This window comes from Paenibacillus oryziterrae (genome assembly GCF_042610485.1).
Lineage (GTDB): Bacteria > Bacillota > Bacilli > Paenibacillales > Paenibacillaceae > Paenibacillus_AQ.
The window spans coordinates 50,084-67,304 of sequence record NZ_JBGJZO010000024.1; the positions used below are offsets into that span (position 1 = coordinate 50,084).

25 protein-coding genes are annotated in these 17,221 nt (G+C 46.4%); 22 read left to right on the forward strand and 3 right to left on the reverse strand.

Annotation, left to right across the window (positions count from 1 at the left end; all coding sequences use genetic code 11):
* Nucleotides 1-20: 20 nt before the first annotated feature.
* From rplO to ACAN55_RS19995, 18 genes are all read left to right on the forward strand, one after another.
* A complete protein-coding gene (gene rplO / locus ACAN55_RS19910) occupies nt 21-461 on the forward strand; it encodes a 50S ribosomal protein L15 (protein WP_379136900.1) in 441 nt (146 codons plus the stop codon).
* On the forward strand, nt 461-1,759 hold the full coding sequence (gene secY, locus ACAN55_RS19915) for a preprotein translocase subunit SecY (RefSeq protein ID WP_379136902.1): 1,299 nt from the start codon (nt 461-463) through the stop codon (nt 1,757-1,759). The genes rplO and secY overlap by 1 nt, the downstream gene beginning before the upstream one ends.
* Nucleotides 1,760-1,855: 96 nt before the next feature.
* Nucleotides 1,856-2,500 (forward strand): adenylate kinase, encoded by a 645-nt coding sequence (locus tag ACAN55_RS19920; RefSeq protein ID WP_379136905.1) that lies wholly within the window; start codon nt 1,856-1,858, stop codon nt 2,498-2,500.
* A gap of 4 nt (nt 2,501-2,504) precedes the next feature.
* Entirely contained in the window at nt 2,505-3,257 is a 753-nt protein-coding gene (gene map, locus ACAN55_RS19925; RefSeq protein ID WP_379136908.1) for a type I methionyl aminopeptidase, read from the forward strand.
* Nucleotides 3,258-3,267: 10 nt separating this feature from the next.
* Nucleotides 3,268-3,576 carry a KOW motif-containing protein gene (locus tag ACAN55_RS19930; RefSeq protein WP_379136911.1) on the forward strand — a complete coding sequence of 103 codons (309 nt, stop codon included), beginning with the start codon at nt 3,268-3,270 and terminating at the stop codon, nt 3,574-3,576.
* Nucleotides 3,577-3,578: 2 nt separating this feature from the next.
* The gene (gene infA / locus ACAN55_RS19935; RefSeq protein WP_018753971.1) at nt 3,579-3,794 is read left to right on the forward strand and encodes a translation initiation factor IF-1; all 216 of its coding nucleotides are present in this window, start codon (nt 3,579-3,581) and stop codon (nt 3,792-3,794) included.
* A gap of 133 nt (nt 3,795-3,927) precedes the next feature.
* A complete protein-coding gene (gene rpmJ, locus ACAN55_RS19940) occupies nt 3,928-4,041 on the forward strand; it encodes a 50S ribosomal protein L36 (RefSeq protein ID WP_003322638.1) in 114 nt (37 codons plus the stop codon).
* Between the two features lie 20 nt (nt 4,042-4,061).
* A complete protein-coding gene (gene rpsM, locus ACAN55_RS19945; RefSeq protein WP_379136917.1) occupies nt 4,062-4,430 on the forward strand; it encodes a 30S ribosomal protein S13 in 369 nt (122 codons plus the stop codon).
* Between the two features lie 19 nt (nt 4,431-4,449).
* Complete coding sequence (gene rpsK / locus ACAN55_RS19950; protein WP_039877381.1) at nt 4,450-4,845, forward strand: 30S ribosomal protein S11; 396 nt, start codon at nt 4,450-4,452, stop codon at nt 4,843-4,845.
* A gap of 132 nt (nt 4,846-4,977) precedes the next feature.
* Nucleotides 4,978-5,922, forward strand: coding sequence for a DNA-directed RNA polymerase subunit alpha (locus ACAN55_RS19955; RefSeq protein ID WP_379136922.1), 945 nt, complete (start codon nt 4,978-4,980; stop codon nt 5,920-5,922).
* Nucleotides 5,923-5,954: 32 nt separating this feature from the next.
* Nucleotides 5,955-6,320: a 50S ribosomal protein L17 gene (gene rplQ / locus ACAN55_RS19960; protein WP_379136925.1), complete on the forward strand. Its 366-nt coding sequence runs from the start codon at nt 5,955-5,957 to the stop codon at nt 6,318-6,320.
* Nucleotides 6,321-6,510: 190 nt separating this feature from the next.
* Nucleotides 6,511-7,290 carry a tRNA pseudouridine(38-40) synthase TruA gene (truA, locus tag ACAN55_RS19965; protein WP_379136969.1) on the forward strand — a complete coding sequence of 260 codons (780 nt, stop codon included), beginning with the start codon at nt 6,511-6,513 and terminating at the stop codon, nt 7,288-7,290.
* Nucleotides 7,291-7,520: 230 nt separating this feature from the next.
* Entirely contained in the window at nt 7,521-7,958 is a 438-nt protein-coding gene (rplM, locus tag ACAN55_RS19970; RefSeq protein ID WP_042140128.1) for a 50S ribosomal protein L13, read from the forward strand.
* Between the two features lie 20 nt (nt 7,959-7,978).
* The gene (rpsI, locus tag ACAN55_RS19975; RefSeq protein ID WP_379136929.1) at nt 7,979-8,371 is read left to right on the forward strand and encodes a 30S ribosomal protein S9; all 393 of its coding nucleotides are present in this window, start codon (nt 7,979-7,981) and stop codon (nt 8,369-8,371) included.
* A 170-nt stretch (nt 8,372-8,541) separates the two neighbouring features.
* Nucleotides 8,542-9,234 (forward strand): phosphoadenylyl-sulfate reductase, encoded by a 693-nt coding sequence (locus tag ACAN55_RS19980; RefSeq protein ID WP_379136932.1) that lies wholly within the window; start codon nt 8,542-8,544, stop codon nt 9,232-9,234.
* A gap of 40 nt (nt 9,235-9,274) precedes the next feature.
* Nucleotides 9,275-10,444, forward strand: a complete 1,170-nt coding sequence (gene sat, locus ACAN55_RS19985) for a sulfate adenylyltransferase (RefSeq protein ID WP_379136935.1) — start codon at nt 9,275-9,277, stop codon at nt 10,442-10,444.
* Nucleotides 10,445-10,522: 78 nt separating this feature from the next.
* Nucleotides 10,523-11,296, forward strand: coding sequence for an N-acetylmuramoyl-L-alanine amidase CwlD (gene cwlD / locus ACAN55_RS19990; protein ID WP_379136938.1), 774 nt, complete (start codon nt 10,523-10,525; stop codon nt 11,294-11,296).
* A 61-nt stretch (nt 11,297-11,357) separates the two neighbouring features.
* Nucleotides 11,358-12,476, forward strand: coding sequence for an Mrp/NBP35 family ATP-binding protein (locus ACAN55_RS19995; protein ID WP_379136940.1), 1,119 nt, complete (start codon nt 11,358-11,360; stop codon nt 12,474-12,476).
* 77 nt (nt 12,477-12,553) lie between these two features.
* On the opposite strand, the gene gerD is transcribed toward ACAN55_RS19995, so the two are convergent.
* Nucleotides 12,554-13,246, reverse strand: coding sequence for a spore germination lipoprotein GerD (gene gerD, locus ACAN55_RS20000; RefSeq protein WP_379136943.1), 693 nt, complete (start codon nt 13,244-13,246; stop codon nt 12,554-12,556).
* A 153-nt stretch (nt 13,247-13,399) separates the two neighbouring features.
* On the opposite strand from gerD, the gene ACAN55_RS20005 reads away from it, so the two are divergent.
* Nucleotides 13,400-13,984, forward strand: a complete 585-nt coding sequence (locus ACAN55_RS20005) for a KinB-signaling pathway activation protein (RefSeq protein ID WP_379136946.1) — start codon at nt 13,400-13,402, stop codon at nt 13,982-13,984.
* A 188-nt stretch (nt 13,985-14,172) separates the two neighbouring features.
* Nucleotides 14,173-14,994 carry a PPK2 family polyphosphate kinase gene (locus ACAN55_RS20010; protein ID WP_379136948.1) on the forward strand — a complete coding sequence of 274 codons (822 nt, stop codon included), beginning with the start codon at nt 14,173-14,175 and terminating at the stop codon, nt 14,992-14,994.
* Between the two features lie 19 nt (nt 14,995-15,013).
* Here ACAN55_RS20010 and pdaB read toward each other — a convergent pair whose 3' ends face one another.
* Nucleotides 15,014-15,817 carry a polysaccharide deacetylase family sporulation protein PdaB gene (pdaB, locus tag ACAN55_RS20015; protein ID WP_379136951.1) on the reverse strand — a complete coding sequence of 268 codons (804 nt, stop codon included), beginning with the start codon at nt 15,815-15,817 and terminating at the stop codon, nt 15,014-15,016.
* 111 nt (nt 15,818-15,928) lie between these two features.
* Between pdaB and ACAN55_RS20020 the strand changes: the two genes are divergently transcribed.
* Complete coding sequence (locus ACAN55_RS20020) at nt 15,929-16,540, forward strand: stage II sporulation protein M (protein ID WP_379136954.1); 612 nt, start codon at nt 15,929-15,931, stop codon at nt 16,538-16,540.
* A gap of 180 nt (nt 16,541-16,720) precedes the next feature.
* On the forward strand, nt 16,721-16,951 hold the full coding sequence (locus ACAN55_RS20025) for a hypothetical protein (protein ID WP_379136957.1): 231 nt from the start codon (nt 16,721-16,723) through the stop codon (nt 16,949-16,951).
* Nucleotides 16,952-16,989: 38 nt separating this feature from the next.
* Here ACAN55_RS20025 and ACAN55_RS20030 read toward each other — a convergent pair.
* Nucleotides 16,990-17,221: hypothetical protein (locus tag ACAN55_RS20030; RefSeq protein ID WP_379136959.1), on the reverse strand; the 232-nt coding region annotated here is incomplete at its 5' end.

The window sequence follows — 17,221 nt, forward strand, 5'->3', positions numbered from 1 at the left end:
GACATAAGGAGGTGCAAACGATGAAGTTACATGAACTTGCTCCGGCTCCAGGATCCCGTAAAGAACGCAACCGTGTAGGTCGCGGTCCTTCCAGCGGTAATGGTAAAACTTCCGGCCGCGGTCATAAAGGTCAAAACTCCCGCTCCGGCGGTGGTGTTCGTCCGGGCTTCGAGGGTGGACAAAACCCACTCTATCGTCGTCTGCCTAAACGTGGTTTCATCAATCCTACCCGTAAAGAGTACGCGATTGTGAACCTGGAAGATCTCAACAACTTTGCAGAAGGAACTGAAGTAACTCCGGCATTGTTGCTTGAAACAGGCGTTATCAAGAATACAAAGAGCGGTATCAAAATTCTTGGAAACGGCGAAGTATCCGTTAAATTGACTGTACAGGCTAATAAGTTCTCTCAATCTGCGGTAGAGAAAATCGAGGCTGCCGGCGGTAAAACCGAGGTGATCTAATGTTCAAGACGCTTAAGAATATATGGCATGTTGAAGATTTGCGCAAAAAGATTCTGTTCACCCTGTTCGTATTGATCATCTACCGCATTGGATCGTTTGTACCAGTTCCTGGTGTAAACAAAGATGTGTTGGCTCAAGCTAATCAGACAGGGGACGCATTGTTCAGTCTTTTGAACACATTTTCGGGTGGAGCTCTCAAAAACTTCTCGATCTTCGCTATCAGCATTTACCCGTATATTACCGCTTCAATCATCGTACAGCTCTTGTCGATGGATGTGGTTCCTAAGTTTGCCGAATGGGCAAAACAAGGTGAGCATGGGAAAAAGCAGTTGGCACAGATTACCCGTTATGGTACCGTGGTATTGGGCTTAATTCAGGCGTTCGCAACATCGATCGGGTTTAACCGGATCTACAGCGCCGAAATGGTTCCAAATGCTACTTTTGCGGATTACCTCTTGATTGCTCTGGTTTTGACGGCTGGTACTTCCTTCCTGATGTGGCTTGGTGAACAAATCACCGAGAAGGGAATTGGAAACGGGATCTCGATCCTGATTTTTGCGGGAATCGTCGCCGCCATTCCAGGATATATTCAGACTACGTCTCAATCGAGTTTTATCCACCCGGATCAGGTGTTCCTGAATATTCTTAAAGTCGTTATTGTGCTGATCGTGATTGCGCTGATCATTACAGGAGTAATCTTCGTACAACAAGGTATTCGTAAGATTCCTGTGCAGTATGCCAAACGCGTTGTCGGTAACAAAATGTACGGTGGACAGAATACTCACATTCCGCTGAAAATTAATGCGGCAGGTGTTATTCCGGTGATTTTCGCTGTATCCCTGCTTCAATTCCCGATTGTGATCTCCAGCTTTTGGGCTAGTCACGATTGGGCGAAATGGATTACCACGCATCTTTATTATGACAAGCCGCTCGGTATGGTCCTTTATGTGATCATGATCATTGGATTTACGTTCTTCTATACGTTTGTCCAAATGAATCCGCAGCAAATGGCTGATAATATGAAGAAAAATGGTGGGTATATTCCAGGGATTCGTCCCGGTAAGGCTACGGAGAAGTATTTGACTCGGGTAATGTCCCGCCTGACGATGTCGGGTGCGCTTTTCCTGGCTCTCATTTCCGTATTACCTGTATTTTTCGGTAACTTGTCCGGCTTGCCGCGTTCGGTTAAAATCGGTGGTACTTCACTGCTGATCGTAATCGGGGTAGCACTGGATACAATGAAGCAGATCGAGAGCCAATTGATTAAACGCCATTACAAAGGCTTCATTAATAAATAGGCGATAGGTTCCGGCGGAGCTTTGCATTAAATGCCTTCCGGTACCTATTGTGCTGTTTCTTGCTTGGTGGCGAACTTGTGGGGGGAGAGAGAAATCGTGAACATTTTATTCATGGGCCCTCCTGGGGCAGGCAAGGGAACACAAGCAGCTGAGATCGTGAAGGAATTTGGAATTCCTCATATTTCAACAGGAGACGCTTTCCGCTTGGCGATCAAGCAGGGCACTCCGGTTGGACTAAAGGCCAAATCCTTCATTGATCAAGGTCTTCTTGTACCAGATGATGTGACCATTGGAATAGTAGAAGAGCGGCTACAGCAGTCCGATTGCGAAAAAGGTTTTTTATTGGACGGCTTTCCAAGAACTCTTTCGCAAGCGGAAGCGCTGGATGAACTTTTAGCCCGCTTGAATACTTCCCTGGGTCATGTAATCAACTTGAATGTGGACCGAGGCTTGCTGATGGCGCGTCTTACTGGACGTCGCATCTGCAGTAGTTGCGGGGCATCCTACCATTTGATCTTTAACCCGCCGAAGCAAGATGGCATCTGTGATATTGACGGCGGTGAATTGTATCAACGTCCGGATGATAATGAACAAAGCGTAGGCAAGCGACTGGATGAGTATGACAACAAGACTGCGCCTCTGCTAGCGTTTTATGAGAATAAAGGTCTTTTGCGTCAGGTTAACGGGGAAAACGAAATCAATGTCGTTTCTTCTGAAATTGCTTCTTTACTGCGAGGTTAGTGTAATGATCATTTGTAAATCCGAACAGGAACTTGCCTTTATGAGGGAAGCTGGTCGTATCGTTGCTGAAAGTCACCGTCTAATCGCTCAGGCTATAGAACCTGGGATTACGACCGGAGAACTGGACAGCATCGCCGATCAATACATTCGCAGTCAAGGTGCATCGCCGTCTTTCAAAGGCTACAACGGTTTTCCTGCCAGCATTTGCGCTTCAGTCAACGAACAATTGGTGCATGGATTCCCAGGTAAGCGCAAGTTGGTGGAAGGCGATATTGTAACGCTGGATATCGGTGCGCAGTACAAAGGATATCACGGTGATTCCGCCTGGACCTACGGGGTAGGCAGCATTTCCGAAGAGGCCCAGCGATTGCTGGACGTTACGGAAGGCTCTCTCTACGCGGGACTGGCGCTTGTTAAACCGGATGTGCGCCTGTTTACAATCTCGCATGCCATTCAGACATACATTGAAGAAGCCGGGTTCTCGGTTGTACGCGAATATGTTGGTCATGGCATTGGGACAGAACTGCATGAAGAACCGCAAATTCCTAACTATGGCATCAAGGACCGCGGACCTCGTTTGAAACCGGGCATGGTGCTCGCGATTGAACCGATGGTTAACGCCGGTAAACGTTATGTCAAAACGCTGGAAGATAACTGGACAGTCGTTACGGTAGATGGCTCGTTATGTGCTCACTTTGAGCATACAGTAGCAGTTACACCGGACGGCATGGAAATTTTCACGAAACTGAATGCGTAGGTGATCTTAGTTGAGTACTCAGAGCAGCCCGCAGGTTGGTCAATTAGTGAAAATCCTCAGAGGCAAAGATGCCGGTGAGGTTGCCGTTGTTATCGAGGTCATCGACAGCAGGTTTGTGCATATTGCGGACGGGGACAAACGTAAGTTTGACGGGCCGAAGAAGAAGAGCATTCTTCATCTGGAGCTTTCACCCATCGTCAGCAGTGAGGTTGTAGATAGTTTGGTGGAATGCGGCCGGGTGACAAACGGAAAGCTGCGTTATGCAGTGATGAAGTTTTTGAAATCCGAAAGCAAGAGCGCTGTTGAGAAAGGAGACTAACTGTGGCTAAAGAAGATGTTATTGAGGTAGAAGGCACTGTTATTGAACCGTTGCCGAATGCGACGTTTAAGGTTGAACTGGAAAACGGTCACCAAATTCTTGCCCATGTATCCGGTAAATTGCGGATGCACTTTATCCGTATTTTGACCGGTGATAAAGTAGTCGTACAGTTATCGCCTTATGATTTATCAAAAGGCCGTATAACTTACCGTAAATAGATGGGAACTACTTATGAGAGCATGGCTTGGCAAAACTGAGCGTATGTTTTCGACCCAGTTTTACTTGCGTAAAACTGAGTGAATGCTTTCGAAGTCAGTTTTACTAACGTAAAACTTTGAGGAGGTAATTAACATGAAGGTGAGACCTTCTGTAAAACCCATTTGCGAAAAATGCAAAGTCATTCGCCGCAAAGGGACTGTTATGGTAATTTGCGAAAATCCGAAGCACAAACAAAAACAAGGATAAAGAAGGGGGTGTAGCGTAAAATGGCTCGTATAGCTGGAGTGGACTTACCACGTGACAAACGCGTTGAGATCGCCTTGACTTACATTTTCGGAATCGGTAAAACGACTTCCCAGAAAATTCTTAAAGAAACAGGCATTGACGCTAATACACGTGTCCGTGATTTGACGGAAGATGAAGTCAGCAAACTGCGTGAAATGATCGACAAAACTGCCAAGGTAGAAGGCGACCTGCGTCGTGAAATTTCCTTAAATATTAAGCGTCTGATCGAGATCGGCTGCTACCGCGGTGTTCGTCACCGTCGTGGATTGCCTGTTCGTGGTCAACGTACTAAAACGAATGCCCGTACCCGGAAGGGCCCGCGTCGTACGGTAGCTAACAAGAAGAAATAATAAGGGGGGATAAGAGACAATGGCTAAACCGAAAAAAGTCGTACGTACAAAACGTCGCGACCGTAAAAATATCGAATCCGGCGTGGCACACATCCGTTCCACGTTCAACAACACCATCGTTACCATCACGGATCCACACGGTAATGCAATTTCCTGGGCAAGCTCCGGCGGCCAAGGATTTAGAGGTTCCCGTAAGTCGACTCCATTCGCAGCACAAATGGCAGCTGAATCAGCAGCTAAAGCAGCTATGGAGCACGGCATGAAATCCGTAGAAGTTATGGTTAAAGGACCGGGCGCGGGCCGTGAAGCAGCCATCCGTTCACTTCAAGCCGCAGGCCTCGAAGTTAACCTCATTAAAGACGTAACTCCGGTTCCTCACAATGGATGCCGTCCACCGAAACGTCGCCGCGTATAGTTAATCAGCGTTGTGAAGTGTGGTATATTTCCGGCACTATCTGCTAATAATGGGTGTTTAGGCATACTACATGATCCACCTGATGGGGTGACTGTTTCATATAGGAGCGACGTTTGAAGGAGGGGTACACTCGTGATAGAAATCGAAAAGCCGAAGATTGAGACCGTAGAAGCTAATGATGAAGGAACCTATGGGAAATTCGTAGTTGAACCGCTGGAACGTGGATATGGCACGACTCTGGGGAACTCGCTTCGCCGGATACTGCTGTCCTCCCTCCCGGGAGCCGCAGTAACATCGGTTCAAATTGACGGCGTTCTGCATGAGTTTTCGACCGTTCCTGGCGTAATGGAAGATGTGACTGAAATCATTTTGAACCTGAAAGCTTTGTCCTTGAAGATTCATTCAGACGAAGAAAAAGTGTTCGAGATTGATGCTGAAGGGGAAGGCGTCGTTACCGCAGGTGATATCCGTGCGGACAGCGACGTCGAGATCCTGAACCCGGATCTTCACATTGCAACGCTAGGACCTGGAGCGAGACTGCACATGCGCATTTTTGCAGGCCGTGGCCGCGGTTACGTCCAAGCGGATCGTAACAAGCGCGAAGATCAGCCAATTGGTGTAATTCCAGTTGATTCGATCTACACGCCTATTTCACGCGTTAACTATGGCATAGACAACACTCGTGTTGGTCAAGTTACAAACTATGACAAATTAACGCTGGAAATCTGGACGGATGGCAGCATTCGCCCGGAAGAGGCTGTAAGCCTCGGAGCCAAAATTTTGAACGAGCACCTCGTATTATTCGTAGGACTTACGGATGAAGCGAAAGACGCCGAAATTATGGTTGAAAAAGAAGAAGACAAAAAAGAAAAAGTGCTTGAGATGACAATCGAAGAGCTGGATCTTTCTGTTCGTTCGTACAACTGCCTCAAACGTGCCGGTATTAACACCGTGCAAGAGCTGACTACTAAAACTGAAGAAGATATGATGAAGGTCCGCAACTTGGGCCGCAAATCTTTGGAAGAAGTACAAGAAAAGCTTGAGGAACTCGGGTTGGGACTTCGTACGGAAGAATAGCACAAGATTGCTAGAGTAAAGGAGGGAAAATAATGGCATACCAAAAGTTGGGCCGTGATTCCAGTGCGCGTAAAGCGTTGTTTCGCGACTTGGTAACGGACCTGTTCTTATACGAGCGCATCCAAACAACGGAAGCCAAAGCGAAGGAAGTTCGTTCCATCGCTGAGAAATTGATCACGAAAGCAAAAAAAGGTGATCTTCATGCTCGTCGTCAAGTAGCAGCATTTGTACGTCGCGAGACTGTTGATGGTGAGCAAGATGCAATCCAAAAACTGTTCGCTGATATCGCTCCTCGCTACAATGAGCGTCCAGGCGGATACACTCGTATCATGAAGCTCGGACCTCGTCGTGGAGACGCAGCGCCTATGGTTTATCTTGAGCTGGTAGACCGCGCGTAAGAAGCACAAGTATTGATTTCCGATTGAACCCCCGTGCTCCATTTTCTTCGGAGAATGGATGGGGGGAAGATCAGAACTACTGACCGGATGGGATTATCCTGTCTTGCAGTACAACGCGGAGATCACCTTGTTTCATGAGAAGGAGCTCCCGCTGGGGCTTCTTTTTTTTTGTGAAGAGAAGGAGAACGGCATGCGCAATTTATTCATGAAGGTCAGCTATGACGGAACGCAATATGACGGCTTTCAAACTCAGCCCAAAGGGAATACCATACAGGATCATCTGGAGAAGGCTATCTTTCATCTGACCGGCGAGATGCTGAAAATCACAGCTTCTGGACGGACAGATGCGGGTGTTCATGCTTATGGACAGCCCTTTAACTTTTTGACCTCCTCACGTATACCAATTGAACGCTGGTGTTTGGCCCTCAATACAAGGCTGCCGCAGGATATTGTGGTGACAGAAGCTAGGGAAGTTTCGCTTTCTTTTCATTCACGGAGAGGGGCGAAGCGAAAAACCTACCGGTATACCATCAACGGTAATCGGTTCCCAGATCCTTTTCTGCGGCGGTGGCAGTTTCATCACCCTGTAGCCTTGGACATTCAGGCCATGGAGCAGGGACTGGCTCATGTCATAGGTACTCATGATTTCACCTCATTTGCCTCACGTCGGTCCACGAAGACATCTCATGTGCGGACGATTTTCGAGGCTCATATGGAAGTGGATCGTAGTATGTGCCGGCCTGGATTCAATGATCAAGGTGTGATTCACACTTATCTTACAGGCAGCGGATTTCTCCAACACATGGTTCGCATAATAATGGGAACTTTGATCAACGTGGGAGAAGGAAAATGCCAGGCGGACGATGTTGCCACTATATTGACAGCTTGCGACAGATCAGCGGCAGGACCGACAGCTGAAGCCAAGGGACTAGCACTGTGGAATGTCGATTATGAAGATACAGATAGGTAGGTATATTCTTGCATTATTTATTTGAAAAAAATAAAGATTTGTATAAGAATTAGCTTGCGCTTGCTGTGCTTATGCTGTAAAATAAAAGTTGTGTTTTCTTGATGGCTATCCCACAGCCCCGATCAAGATTACGCCAACAAAGTCTTACCTAACATACACAATCGTAATTCAATGAGAAATAAGATATACGAAACATCTGATTTTCGTACGAGAACAAGGAGGATACATTCATGCGTACCACTTATATGGCTAAGCCGAACGAAGTTGAGCGCAATTGGCACATTATTGATGCCGAGGGCAAAACACTTGGTCGTTTGGCTAGCGAAGCCGCAGCACTGATCCGTGGCAAACACAAACCGCAATTCACTCCACACGTTGATACTGGCGATTTCGTTATCGTAATCAACGCTGAGAAGATTCATCTGACAGGCAAGAAAATGCAAAACAAGAAATACTACCGTCACTCGATGCACCCAGGTGGTCTGAAAGTTACTGTTGCTGAAGACCTGATCAAGACTAAACCTGAGCGTATGATTGAATTCGCAGTTCACGGCATGATTCCTAAGACTCGTCAAGGGGATCACATGAAACTGAGACTCAAAGTATATGCAGGCGCTGAACATCCACATGCAGCACAAAAACCTGAAGTTTACGAACTTCGCGGATAAGAATAGAGGAGGACAGTTTCATGGCACAAGTACAATACTATGGGACAGGTCGTCGTAAACATTCGGTAGCACGTGTTCGCCTTGTACCGGGTGAAGGACGCATTGTCATTAACAAACGCGAGATGGACGAATATTTTGGTGTGGAAACACTGAAAATGATCGTAAAACAACCTTTGAACCTGACTGAAACTCTGGGCAGCTACGATGTAATCGTTCTTGCTCATGGCGGCGGCATTTCCGGTCAAGCTGGAGCAATTCGTCACGGTATCTCCCGTGCATTGCTTAAGGTTGATCCTGAATATCGCGGTACGCTGAAGAAAGCCGGCTTCCTGACTCGTGACCCACGTATGAAGGAACGAAAGAAATACGGCCTCAAAGCTGCTCGTCGTGCACCACAGTTCTCGAAACGTTAATATCTACTTACAAAGACCCTTTCTCTTGCAGAAGGGGTCTTTTTTATACTTCAGCTAAAGATGTAGATCAAATGCCATTGACAACACCGTTGAAAGCTATATACTAAAAATAATTCATATAAGCTTAGTTGGAATTAAGGGAGTATATTTACGAATGGAGGAATACTGAAATGAACATGCTTGAAAAAGAGGATCTGATTAAAGTAAAGGCGGAAGAACTGGAGCATGCTTCCCCGGAGGAAATCATCCGATTTGCTGTAGAAACCTTCCCTAATATAACGTTTGCCTGCAGTTTCGGTGCTGAAGATGTGGTGCTTGTAGACATGCTGCAAAAAATCAGCCCGGCTACCGATGTGTTTTATCTGGATACGGACTTTCACTTTCAAGAAACGTACGATACAAGAGATGCGATGGCGGCAAAATACGGCTTAGAATTCGTACGGGTGTCTCCACAAATTACACCAGAGGAGCAAGCGCTTCAGCATGGTGAAGCTCTATGGACTACGGATCCCAATCAATGCTGCGCTATCCGTAAGGTAGAGCCGCTGACTCGAATTCTTTCGCAGTATGATGCATGGATTACAGGGATTCGCCGTGATCAGGCACCGACCCGTGCCAATGCCAAAAAGGTCGAGTATGATTACAAATTCGGTCTGGTCAAGTTTAATCCAATTGCGGATTGGACAACCGAAGATGTATGGAATTATATCCGTGAGAATGATGTGATTTACAACCCGCTTCATGACCGGAACTTCCCGAGTATCGGTTGTGAGTATTGCACGCGTGCGGTTATGCCGGGAGAAGATCCTCGCGCTGGCCGCTGGTCCGGATCGGAGAAAACGGAGTGCGGACTCCACAAGTAAAGATAAAACCGTGACATCAGAGAAGGGGAGAAAAATTCATATGACATCAATACTTCCTCATGGAGGAAAGCTCGTGCAACGTGTGGCAGAAGGCGAACAACGCGAACTGCTGCTGCAGGAATCTCGGAACCACAAATCGATTGCGGTCAATACCTGGACGTTATCCGATTTGGATCTTATTGGTGTGGGTGCATTTTCTCCGCTCACGGGTTTCTTGAACGAAGAAGATTATCATAGTGTAGTACAGAATATGCGTCTTGCGAATGGAACCGTATGGAGCATTCCGATTACATTAGCGGTGGGTGAAGAAGAGGCTGTCAAGCTCGCTGTAGGTGACCGGGTGTCACTGGTAGGTGAAGAAGACGGTAAAGTCTATGGCCTATTGGATATTGAAAGCATTTATAGTGTGGATCAGAGTTTAGAGGCACAAAATGTCTTCAAAACAACAGACCCTGAGCATCCCGGAGTGAATAAGCTGTTTAATCGTCCTGCGACATACGTAGGAGGTCCGATTACAGTGCTTAACCGTCCGAAGCCTGAGAAGTTTAGTGAGTTCTACTTCGATCCTTCTGAGACACGTAAAGTCTTCGCAGACAAGGGCTGGAGAACCGTTGTAGGCTTTCAAACGCGTAATCCTGTTCACCGAGCGCATGAGTATATTCAGAAGTGCGCCATGGAGGTTGTAGATGCTCTCTTCTTGAATCCGCTGGTTGGAGAGACCAAATCGGATGATGTACCGGCAAATGTCCGGATGAAGAGTTACCTTGCCTTGCTTGAGAACTATTACCCGGAGAACCGGACATTCTTAGGGGTATTTCCGGCAGCTATGCGTTACGCAGGGCCAAGGGAAGCTATTTTTCATGCCATGGTCCGTAAAAATTATGGCTGCACTCACTTTATCGTGGGACGTGATCATGCGGGTGTAGGCGATTACTACGGTACGTATGAAGCACAAGAGATTTTCTCCAATTTCACACCGGAAGAGTTAGGTATCACACCACTCTTTTTCGAACACAGCTTTTTCTGCAAAAAGTGCGGCAATATGGCCTCAAGTAAGACATGCCCACACGGTAGTGAAGACCATATGACATTATCCGGTACTAAAGTGCGCGGTCTGCTGCGTGACGGAATTTGTCCTCCTCCTGAATTCACACGTCCGGAGGTTGCTGAAATTCTGATTGAAGGGATGTCACCGGAAGTAACAGCATAAAACGCAAGGTAAAGTACTATTTGACCCTCTTGTCCCATATAGATGAGTAGAATCTATCGGGACGAGGGGGTCTTTGTTATGTCTGGACGTAAACACAGTAGAGTCTCGGTCTGGATATCCTGGAGCAGTATCAAGAAATCATTAATAGCTGTAGTAATGCTTACTCTGCTTATCGGTATTATCTCCATTGATATGCCATCGGCAAAAACCTGGAATTATTGGAGTCTGCCGCTCTCGGGAAAGGTTATAGCCATTGATGCCGGACACGGTGGTCCTGATGGCGGTGCAGTCAGTCGGGAAGGACTCATCGAGAAGGACATAAATTTGGCAATCTCCTTGTATTTGCGTGATTATTTACAGCAGGCCGGAGCCGTTGTGGTAATGACAAGAGAGGGGGATTATGATCTGGCTCAGACCGGTACGAAGGGTTATAGTAAGAGGAAAACAGAGGATTTAAAGAAGAGGGTGCGGGATATCGAGGAGAAAAAAGCGGATCTATTTATTAGTATCCATATGAATAGCATTCCCTCTAACCGTTGGAGCGGCGCACAGACCTTTTATTATCCTAATCACGAAGACAACAAGAAACTCGCCGACATTCTACAGGAAGAACTCAGAATAACTTTGGAGAATACGAATCGGGTCGCTAAAACTAACAATACGGTATATCTGCTGCAGGCTCTCAGAATGCCGTCGGCACTCGTGGAGGTAGGCTTCCTTTCTCATCCGCAGGAATCACTCCTGCTTGGGGATGATGTTTATCAGCGAAAGGTAGCAACGAGTATCTACCGGGGGATTCTCCGTTACGAAGCAGAGGCAGCTTCCAAGGACTACTCTTCACCGGAAAGGTAATGATATAATAGACAAAAACATCCGGAGAGTTGTCCAGCCGGACAAGAACAGAGGTGCTTCCATGCTGACCAGAGAAGAGATTCAGGAAATATTACGGCCGGTTACCGATGTGGAATCAGGGAAAAGCCTGGTGGATTTACAGTTGATCCGCGACATTATGATTAAGGAAGACCGCATTTCTCTTTCGGTTATTTGCCTGAGTTCAGATGAGCAAAGCCGGATGGAGTTGGAACAAAAGGTTCGGGATTTGCTTGAAGCTAGCGGGCTGACGAATGTACACATACGTCTTCGGGACGCAACGGACTATGAGCGCTCTCTTCACCGCGGAGAAGGCGACAGTAATAATAAGGATCAGGAAAATGACGGGAAGTTGAAGGGTCATGCTGCTGGCATGGAGGGTCATGAACTTATTGGGGAGAATTCCGGCGTCCATTTTATATCAGTAGCGAGCGGCAAAGGAGGAGTAGGCAAATCGACTGTAACAGTCAACCTTGCCGTCGCACTGGCCAGAATGGGTAAAAGAGTCGGTTTGATTGATGCTGATATATATGGCTTCAGCGTACCGGATATGATGGGAATCGAAGAAGGCCCGGTTGTCGAAGAGGGCACTATCATTCCTGTAGAGCGGTTTGGGGTTAAAGTGATGTCAATGGGGTTCTTTATACGGGAGAACAGTCCAGTAATCTGGAGAGGTCCAATGCTTGGTAAAATGCTGCGGCAGTTCGTTGGAGATGTTGGCTGGGGCGAGTTGGATTATATGCTTTTAGACCTTCCGCCGGGAACAGGTGATGTGGCTCTGGATGTCCACCAGATGCTGCCTCAGAGCAAGGAGATCATTGTTACCACTCCACATGCTACCGCGGCGTTTGTGGCTGCCAGAGCGGGCTCTATGGCGCTTCAGACAGACCATGAGATCGTTGGTGTAGTCGAGAACATGTCTTATTATGAATGCTCTTCCTGCGGACAGAAAGATTATGTATTCGGCAGGGGTGGAGGGGCTATGCTCGCAGAGAACCTTCATACGGAACTGCTTGCCCAAATTCCGCTTGGTGCCCCTGACAATCATATATCCGAACCGGATTTTTCCCCATCTGTATACAAAGCGGAGACTCCGGCCGGGGAGATCTTTGCAGCTATTGCTGCCAGACTAATTGATAAATGTGAGCAGTCACAAGAATAAAGCTGAGTTTAAACGAAAAAGGCCTGTCCGCGCATTAAGTGGGGACAGGCCTTTTTGAATGTGAAAAAACCTATTTATTAGGAACCCGAGTCGTTTCCGCTGCCGCCACCGTCTTCCTGTTGCTGTGCGTCGCCGCCGCTTCCTTGATCCTTACTTTCGCCTTTTTTCTGTTCTTTGGGCTGCAGTTCCTCTTTGACAACCGTCTTAAGAAGCTCGAGTACTTCCAGACGGAATACCGGATTTTGCATGGTATCCTGCATAATAGTCATCGTTTGCTTCCGGTAATCGGTTGACTTCGTGAGATCGAGGAACATTTTCATCATCTCGGGTGATTTCATGATTTCAGCTACGGATTTTTGGTAGGTTGGATCTTTGATCAACTGTAAATGTAGCTGTTTGCTCTGGGAATTAATTGCTTTAGCGAAATCACCGGCGAATTTGGGATCCTTCATGATTTTCTCAATTTCCTTCTGATACTCAGGAGCAGTAATCGTGTCCTTCACCGCTGTCCGGATTTCTTCAGAAGTCTGCATCGGCATCATTTTCATGCTCAGAACATCAGTGCCGCTGCCTGAATCAGATGAAGAGGATGATAATGCCTCCTGGACTGCCTTTTTTCCGTCATCACTTTTTAATATGTCAACAACCATCGTCTTCGTTTCTTTGTAGCTGACTTGTCCTGAAGAACCGCTCTGCTCCCCTCCGCAGGCCGTTAAGGCTAAAACCAAACCCAAAGATAATCCTCGTGCGCATAATCCCGCCCATTTCATTGGCGTCTGACCTCCTTTATTAGGATTCCTGGATATAGTATGCCGAATGTTTAAAGATTTAATGTTATGGCCTAATGGTTTTTTCACGGTAACCTTGGTAAAATAAATCATACATTGGGGGTGAGCTGTCTGAGCTTAAGAAAATGGTTCCATTTGTTCTGGACGACCCTGCTCATCGGATCAGTAGGAGCTGTCCTTGCCGGTGTTGCACTGCAAATTGCGGGCGGACCTATCGAATTTAAAAGCGCATCCGATTTCCTTATTTTTCTGCTGATTTTGTTCGGTTATGGACTGCTAGTCAGTGTGTATTCCCAGCTCGGTTTCTTTGCCTATCTGATTTTGAATTATATGGGTACGGGAGTGTTCCCAAGGAAAGCCTGGAAATACATACAGCTGGTCCTGGCAATACTCTCAGTGTTTGAACTTATTTTTCTGCGTGCTTTTGTCGGCGGAGAACGAAATACGGGTTCCGATCTCATTTTGGCCCTTGCTATTTTAATGTCAGCTCTAATTGTTTCCTTTTTTAAAGTTCGTAAAACAAATGTTTCTGCATGGATCCCAACCTTTTTCTTTATGACCGCCATTTCGATTGTCGAGATTATCGGTGTCCTTCGAATTGGTGTGGATAGCGCAACGGTCTTTATTGTGATTCCGCTTATCGCTTGCAATGCGTTCCAAATTTTGAGGCTGCACCGGATACTCCAGCCGGCAATCCGAGAGACCGGCCTCAGCAGCTAATCATAACAATGAACCCCGTTCCCAAGTTTCAGGAGACGGGGTTTTCATTCTTTAGGCTATTTGCGGTTAAAGGAATGATGCCGCGGTTAATCTTTAGACAAGGTGCTTACGAAGTGGTTTTGCTCCGCAAAACCTAGCCTATGCTTACGAAGTGGTTTTGCTGCGCAAAACCTTTAGGAGGGGAATATATGAACATTGACCGCTATATGATAAAAGACACAGATCAAACCATCCTGAAGAAGCTGGACCCGGATGAAACGGGAAGATTCAAGCTTAAAGATGAAGCTGAGCTTGAAATGCAGAAGCTCAAGGAACGTCTGGCCGAATTGCAGGACATTCTTTTTGCTCAGAAGAAACATGCGGTTCTGGTCATTCTCCAAGGGATGGATTCTAGCGGCAAGGATGGCACCGTGAAACATATATTCTCCGGCATTAATCCTCAGGGATTTATGGTAACGAGCTTTAAAAAGCCTTCACTGGAGGAAGCGGCCCATGATTTTCTGTGGAGAGTCCATCAGAAGACACCGCCCAAAGGCTATATTTCCGCTTTCAACCGTTCACACTATGAAGACGTGCTTGTTCCCCGGGTTCATGGCAGCTTAAATGATGAAGATACCAAGCGGCGATTCCGCCAGATCCGGCAGTTTGAGGAAATGCTGGCTGACGAGGGAACGACAATCATCAAGTTGTTTTTGCATATATCCAAGGAGAAACAGCTGGAGAAGATCCAGGATCGGCTTAATGATCCGCGCAAGCATTGGAAATTCGACGTTAGCGATCTCCAGGAAAGAGAATACTGGAACGAATACCAAAAGGCATACGAGGATGTTTTCAGGCTCAGCCATTCCGAAAAGGCACCATGGTACTGGATTCCGGCTAATCACAAGTGGTACCGGAATTACCTGACACTTTCCATTGTAGTTAAGACGTTGGAGAGCTTGGACCTGAAATATCCTCAACTAAACACACCGACACCCGATATTTCAGAGCTGATTTCTCCGCGCCACTGAGCTTGAAGATGTAGCAACACTACATTCCCGCAGCATCCTCAAGACCATTAGTCAGAGAAGCGGAATCCCGAACCTCTTTGCCTTCAGCACTGCTTTGACTGATCAGCTCGGAGACCGTAACGAATTCATAGCCTTGTGCACGAAGTTCATCAATGATCAAAGGAAGAGCTTCGTGAGTCTGTTTACAGGAATCGCTGGCGTGCAGGAGAACGATATCCCCGGGGTGAGCTTTAGTAGTGACTCTGCTTACGATGTTCTGCACACCGATGTTCTTCCAGTCTAGGGAATCCGTATCCCACTGAATCACCTTATAGCCAAGATCAGAGGCGATTTGCAGCACTCTTTTGTCAAAGTCTCCATTGGGCATACGGATGAGATTAGGCTGAGAGCCGGTTAATTCGGATAAAATATTATGTGCCGTCGTAATTTGTGTCCTGATTTCCTCATTGCTCAGTGTACTGTAATTCACGTGTTTGTGACCGTGGCTCCCAATTTCATAACCGGAAGCTTTAATGCTGGTAACGATCTCAGGATGCGTTTTGCTCCATGGTGAGGATAAGAAGAATGTAGCTTTGTCCACCTTTTTGTCCTCCAGGACTTTAAGAATCGGTTCAGGCCGTTTCTCACCCCAGCTGATATCGAACGTTAACGCAATAAGCTTCTTCTCCGTAGGAACGCTATAGATCGCAGAAGGGGCAGCTTCAGAAAAAACAGTAATGTTACCCCTCTCGACATAGACAACTCCGGCGGCCAGAAGCGCAGCAGCGAAGAGATAGATGAAACGTTTTATCTTTTTGCCGCTGAATACATAAAAAGAATTCATAAGTTGCAGCGCCCCTCTCCCATATGAAATGCTTGTTTGTTCTAAATGTATGCTCGTACTCCCCGGTTATGACTTTGTACTAAATGATCTCAACTATTCAGGAGGTTCCTCATGTTATCCTTATTCACTTTTATTAAAGACTTAAAGACCATACGTAAAGCGCTGCTGCTTTCGTTTATATTATTTGTGGCAGGCATCATTGCAGGATGGATCGGCACGGAAAGTCTGGAGAGGCTCCTTCTGCAGCAGCTCGAGGGATTGGGTGAAATCAGCAGCAGTCTCAGGGAATCCTCTAATCCAATGTGGAGCTTTTTTATTTTTATTTTCTTTAATAACAGCATCAAAGCAGTGCTTATCATCTTTTTAGGAGCCATTTTTGGAATATTGCCCGCAATTTTTCTGTTGTTCAACGGGGCGGTTATTGGTTATCTGGTGCATATCTCAGCGATACAGGGTGAAGATTTATTTGATCTGATTGTGAAGGGGCTGCTTCCTCATGGGGTGATTGAAATTCCGGCCATCATCATCGCCTGTGCTTTCGGCCTGCATTTTGGAGCCAGAGTGTTATCGGGCATATTCGGCGCATCCGCCAGGAGAGAAGAGAGAGCAGAGCAATGGCCTGTGTTTATGCGTCAGACCTTAACAGGCTCGATCTGGATTGTAATCCTGCTATTTATTGCAGCAATCATCGAGAGTACAATTACATTTTCACTTTTATCATAAAAAATAGGAGAAGTGAGCATAACAGTAAAGCCACGTTTCTTCAAAATTGGTTGATTAAATATCGCAGCTGCAAAAGTGCGAAGGGAGAATTTTATATTAATGGTTATAGTTGCATGACTCCGGTTAATCTAGAGTATGCAGTAATCGACGGGGCTCAAATTTACTAAGGAGGCCAAGCATATGTTGGGGATGTTGTTTAATGAAAAAGAATGCAAGGAGTTAGACTATGTATTACGCAAAGAACTTGATGAGATGCTGCTGGATCTTAGTGATCAGCGCTTAGATCAAAACATCCGGCATGCCATTGCCAATAGGTATAAAACAGTCTTTCGCATGTATGCCCGTTTCGCTCCCCAAAAGGAGCTTTCAAGATATGCCTGGGGCGGGCGTTCCTCGCAAATCAAGCATTAAATCTGACAGAACCAGCATAATCAAATGCGGCCTAAACTTTATTTAAAAAATAGATTGACGTAAAGGGAGACGCTGTGGTAAATTATATCTCGCGCTCCTTTTGCTTTGTTTATAAGGTGTTTGCGGACAAGCAGAAACAAGAAAAACTTTTCTTGAAAAAAATGCTTGCCAAATGACGAAGTGCTGTGATATATTATAAAGGTCGCTGCTGACAAGCGGCGGTCACGAAAAAGAGACATTGATCTTTGAAAACTGAACAACGAGTGAGTG

Coding starts and splice junctions, on each gene's coding strand:
- pdaB (WP_379136951.1), bottom strand. CDS start 15,817: ATGAATTCTTTTTATGTATTCAGCGGCAAAAAGATAAAACGTTTCATC.
- rplM (WP_042140128.1), top strand. CDS start 7,521: ATGCGTACCACTTATATGGCTAAGCCGAACGAAGTTGAGCGCAATTGG.
- cwlD (WP_379136938.1), top strand. CDS start 10,523: ATGTCTGGACGTAAACACAGTAGAGTCTCGGTCTGGATATCCTGGAGC.
- ACAN55_RS19980 (WP_379136932.1), top strand. CDS start 8,542: ATGAACATGCTTGAAAAAGAGGATCTGATTAAAGTAAAGGCGGAAGAA.
- rpmJ (WP_003322638.1), top strand. CDS start 3,928: ATGAAGGTGAGACCTTCTGTAAAACCCATTTGCGAAAAATGCAAAGTC.
- map (WP_379136908.1), top strand. CDS start 2,505: ATGATCATTTGTAAATCCGAACAGGAACTTGCCTTTATGAGGGAAGCT.
- sat (WP_379136935.1), top strand. CDS start 9,275: ATGACATCAATACTTCCTCATGGAGGAAAGCTCGTGCAACGTGTGGCA.
- rplO (WP_379136900.1), top strand. CDS start 21: ATGAAGTTACATGAACTTGCTCCGGCTCCAGGATCCCGTAAAGAACGC.
- ACAN55_RS20025 (WP_379136957.1), top strand. CDS start 16,721: ATGTTGGGGATGTTGTTTAATGAAAAAGAATGCAAGGAGTTAGACTAT.
- gerD (WP_379136943.1), bottom strand. CDS start 13,246: ATGAAATGGGCGGGATTATGCGCACGAGGATTATCTTTGGGTTTGGTT.
- ACAN55_RS20020 (WP_379136954.1), top strand. CDS start 15,929: ATGTTATCCTTATTCACTTTTATTAAAGACTTAAAGACCATACGTAAA.
- ACAN55_RS19995 (WP_379136940.1), top strand. CDS start 11,358: ATGCTGACCAGAGAAGAGATTCAGGAAATATTACGGCCGGTTACCGAT.
- truA (WP_379136969.1), top strand. CDS start 6,511: ATGCGCAATTTATTCATGAAGGTCAGCTATGACGGAACGCAATATGAC.
- rpsK (WP_039877381.1), top strand. CDS start 4,450: ATGGCTAAACCGAAAAAAGTCGTACGTACAAAACGTCGCGACCGTAAA.
- rpsI (WP_379136929.1), top strand. CDS start 7,979: ATGGCACAAGTACAATACTATGGGACAGGTCGTCGTAAACATTCGGTA.
- ACAN55_RS20010 (WP_379136948.1), top strand. CDS start 14,173: ATGAACATTGACCGCTATATGATAAAAGACACAGATCAAACCATCCTG.
- secY (WP_379136902.1), top strand. CDS start 461: ATGTTCAAGACGCTTAAGAATATATGGCATGTTGAAGATTTGCGCAAA.
- rplQ (WP_379136925.1), top strand. CDS start 5,955: ATGGCATACCAAAAGTTGGGCCGTGATTCCAGTGCGCGTAAAGCGTTG.
- rpsM (WP_379136917.1), top strand. CDS start 4,062: ATGGCTCGTATAGCTGGAGTGGACTTACCACGTGACAAACGCGTTGAG.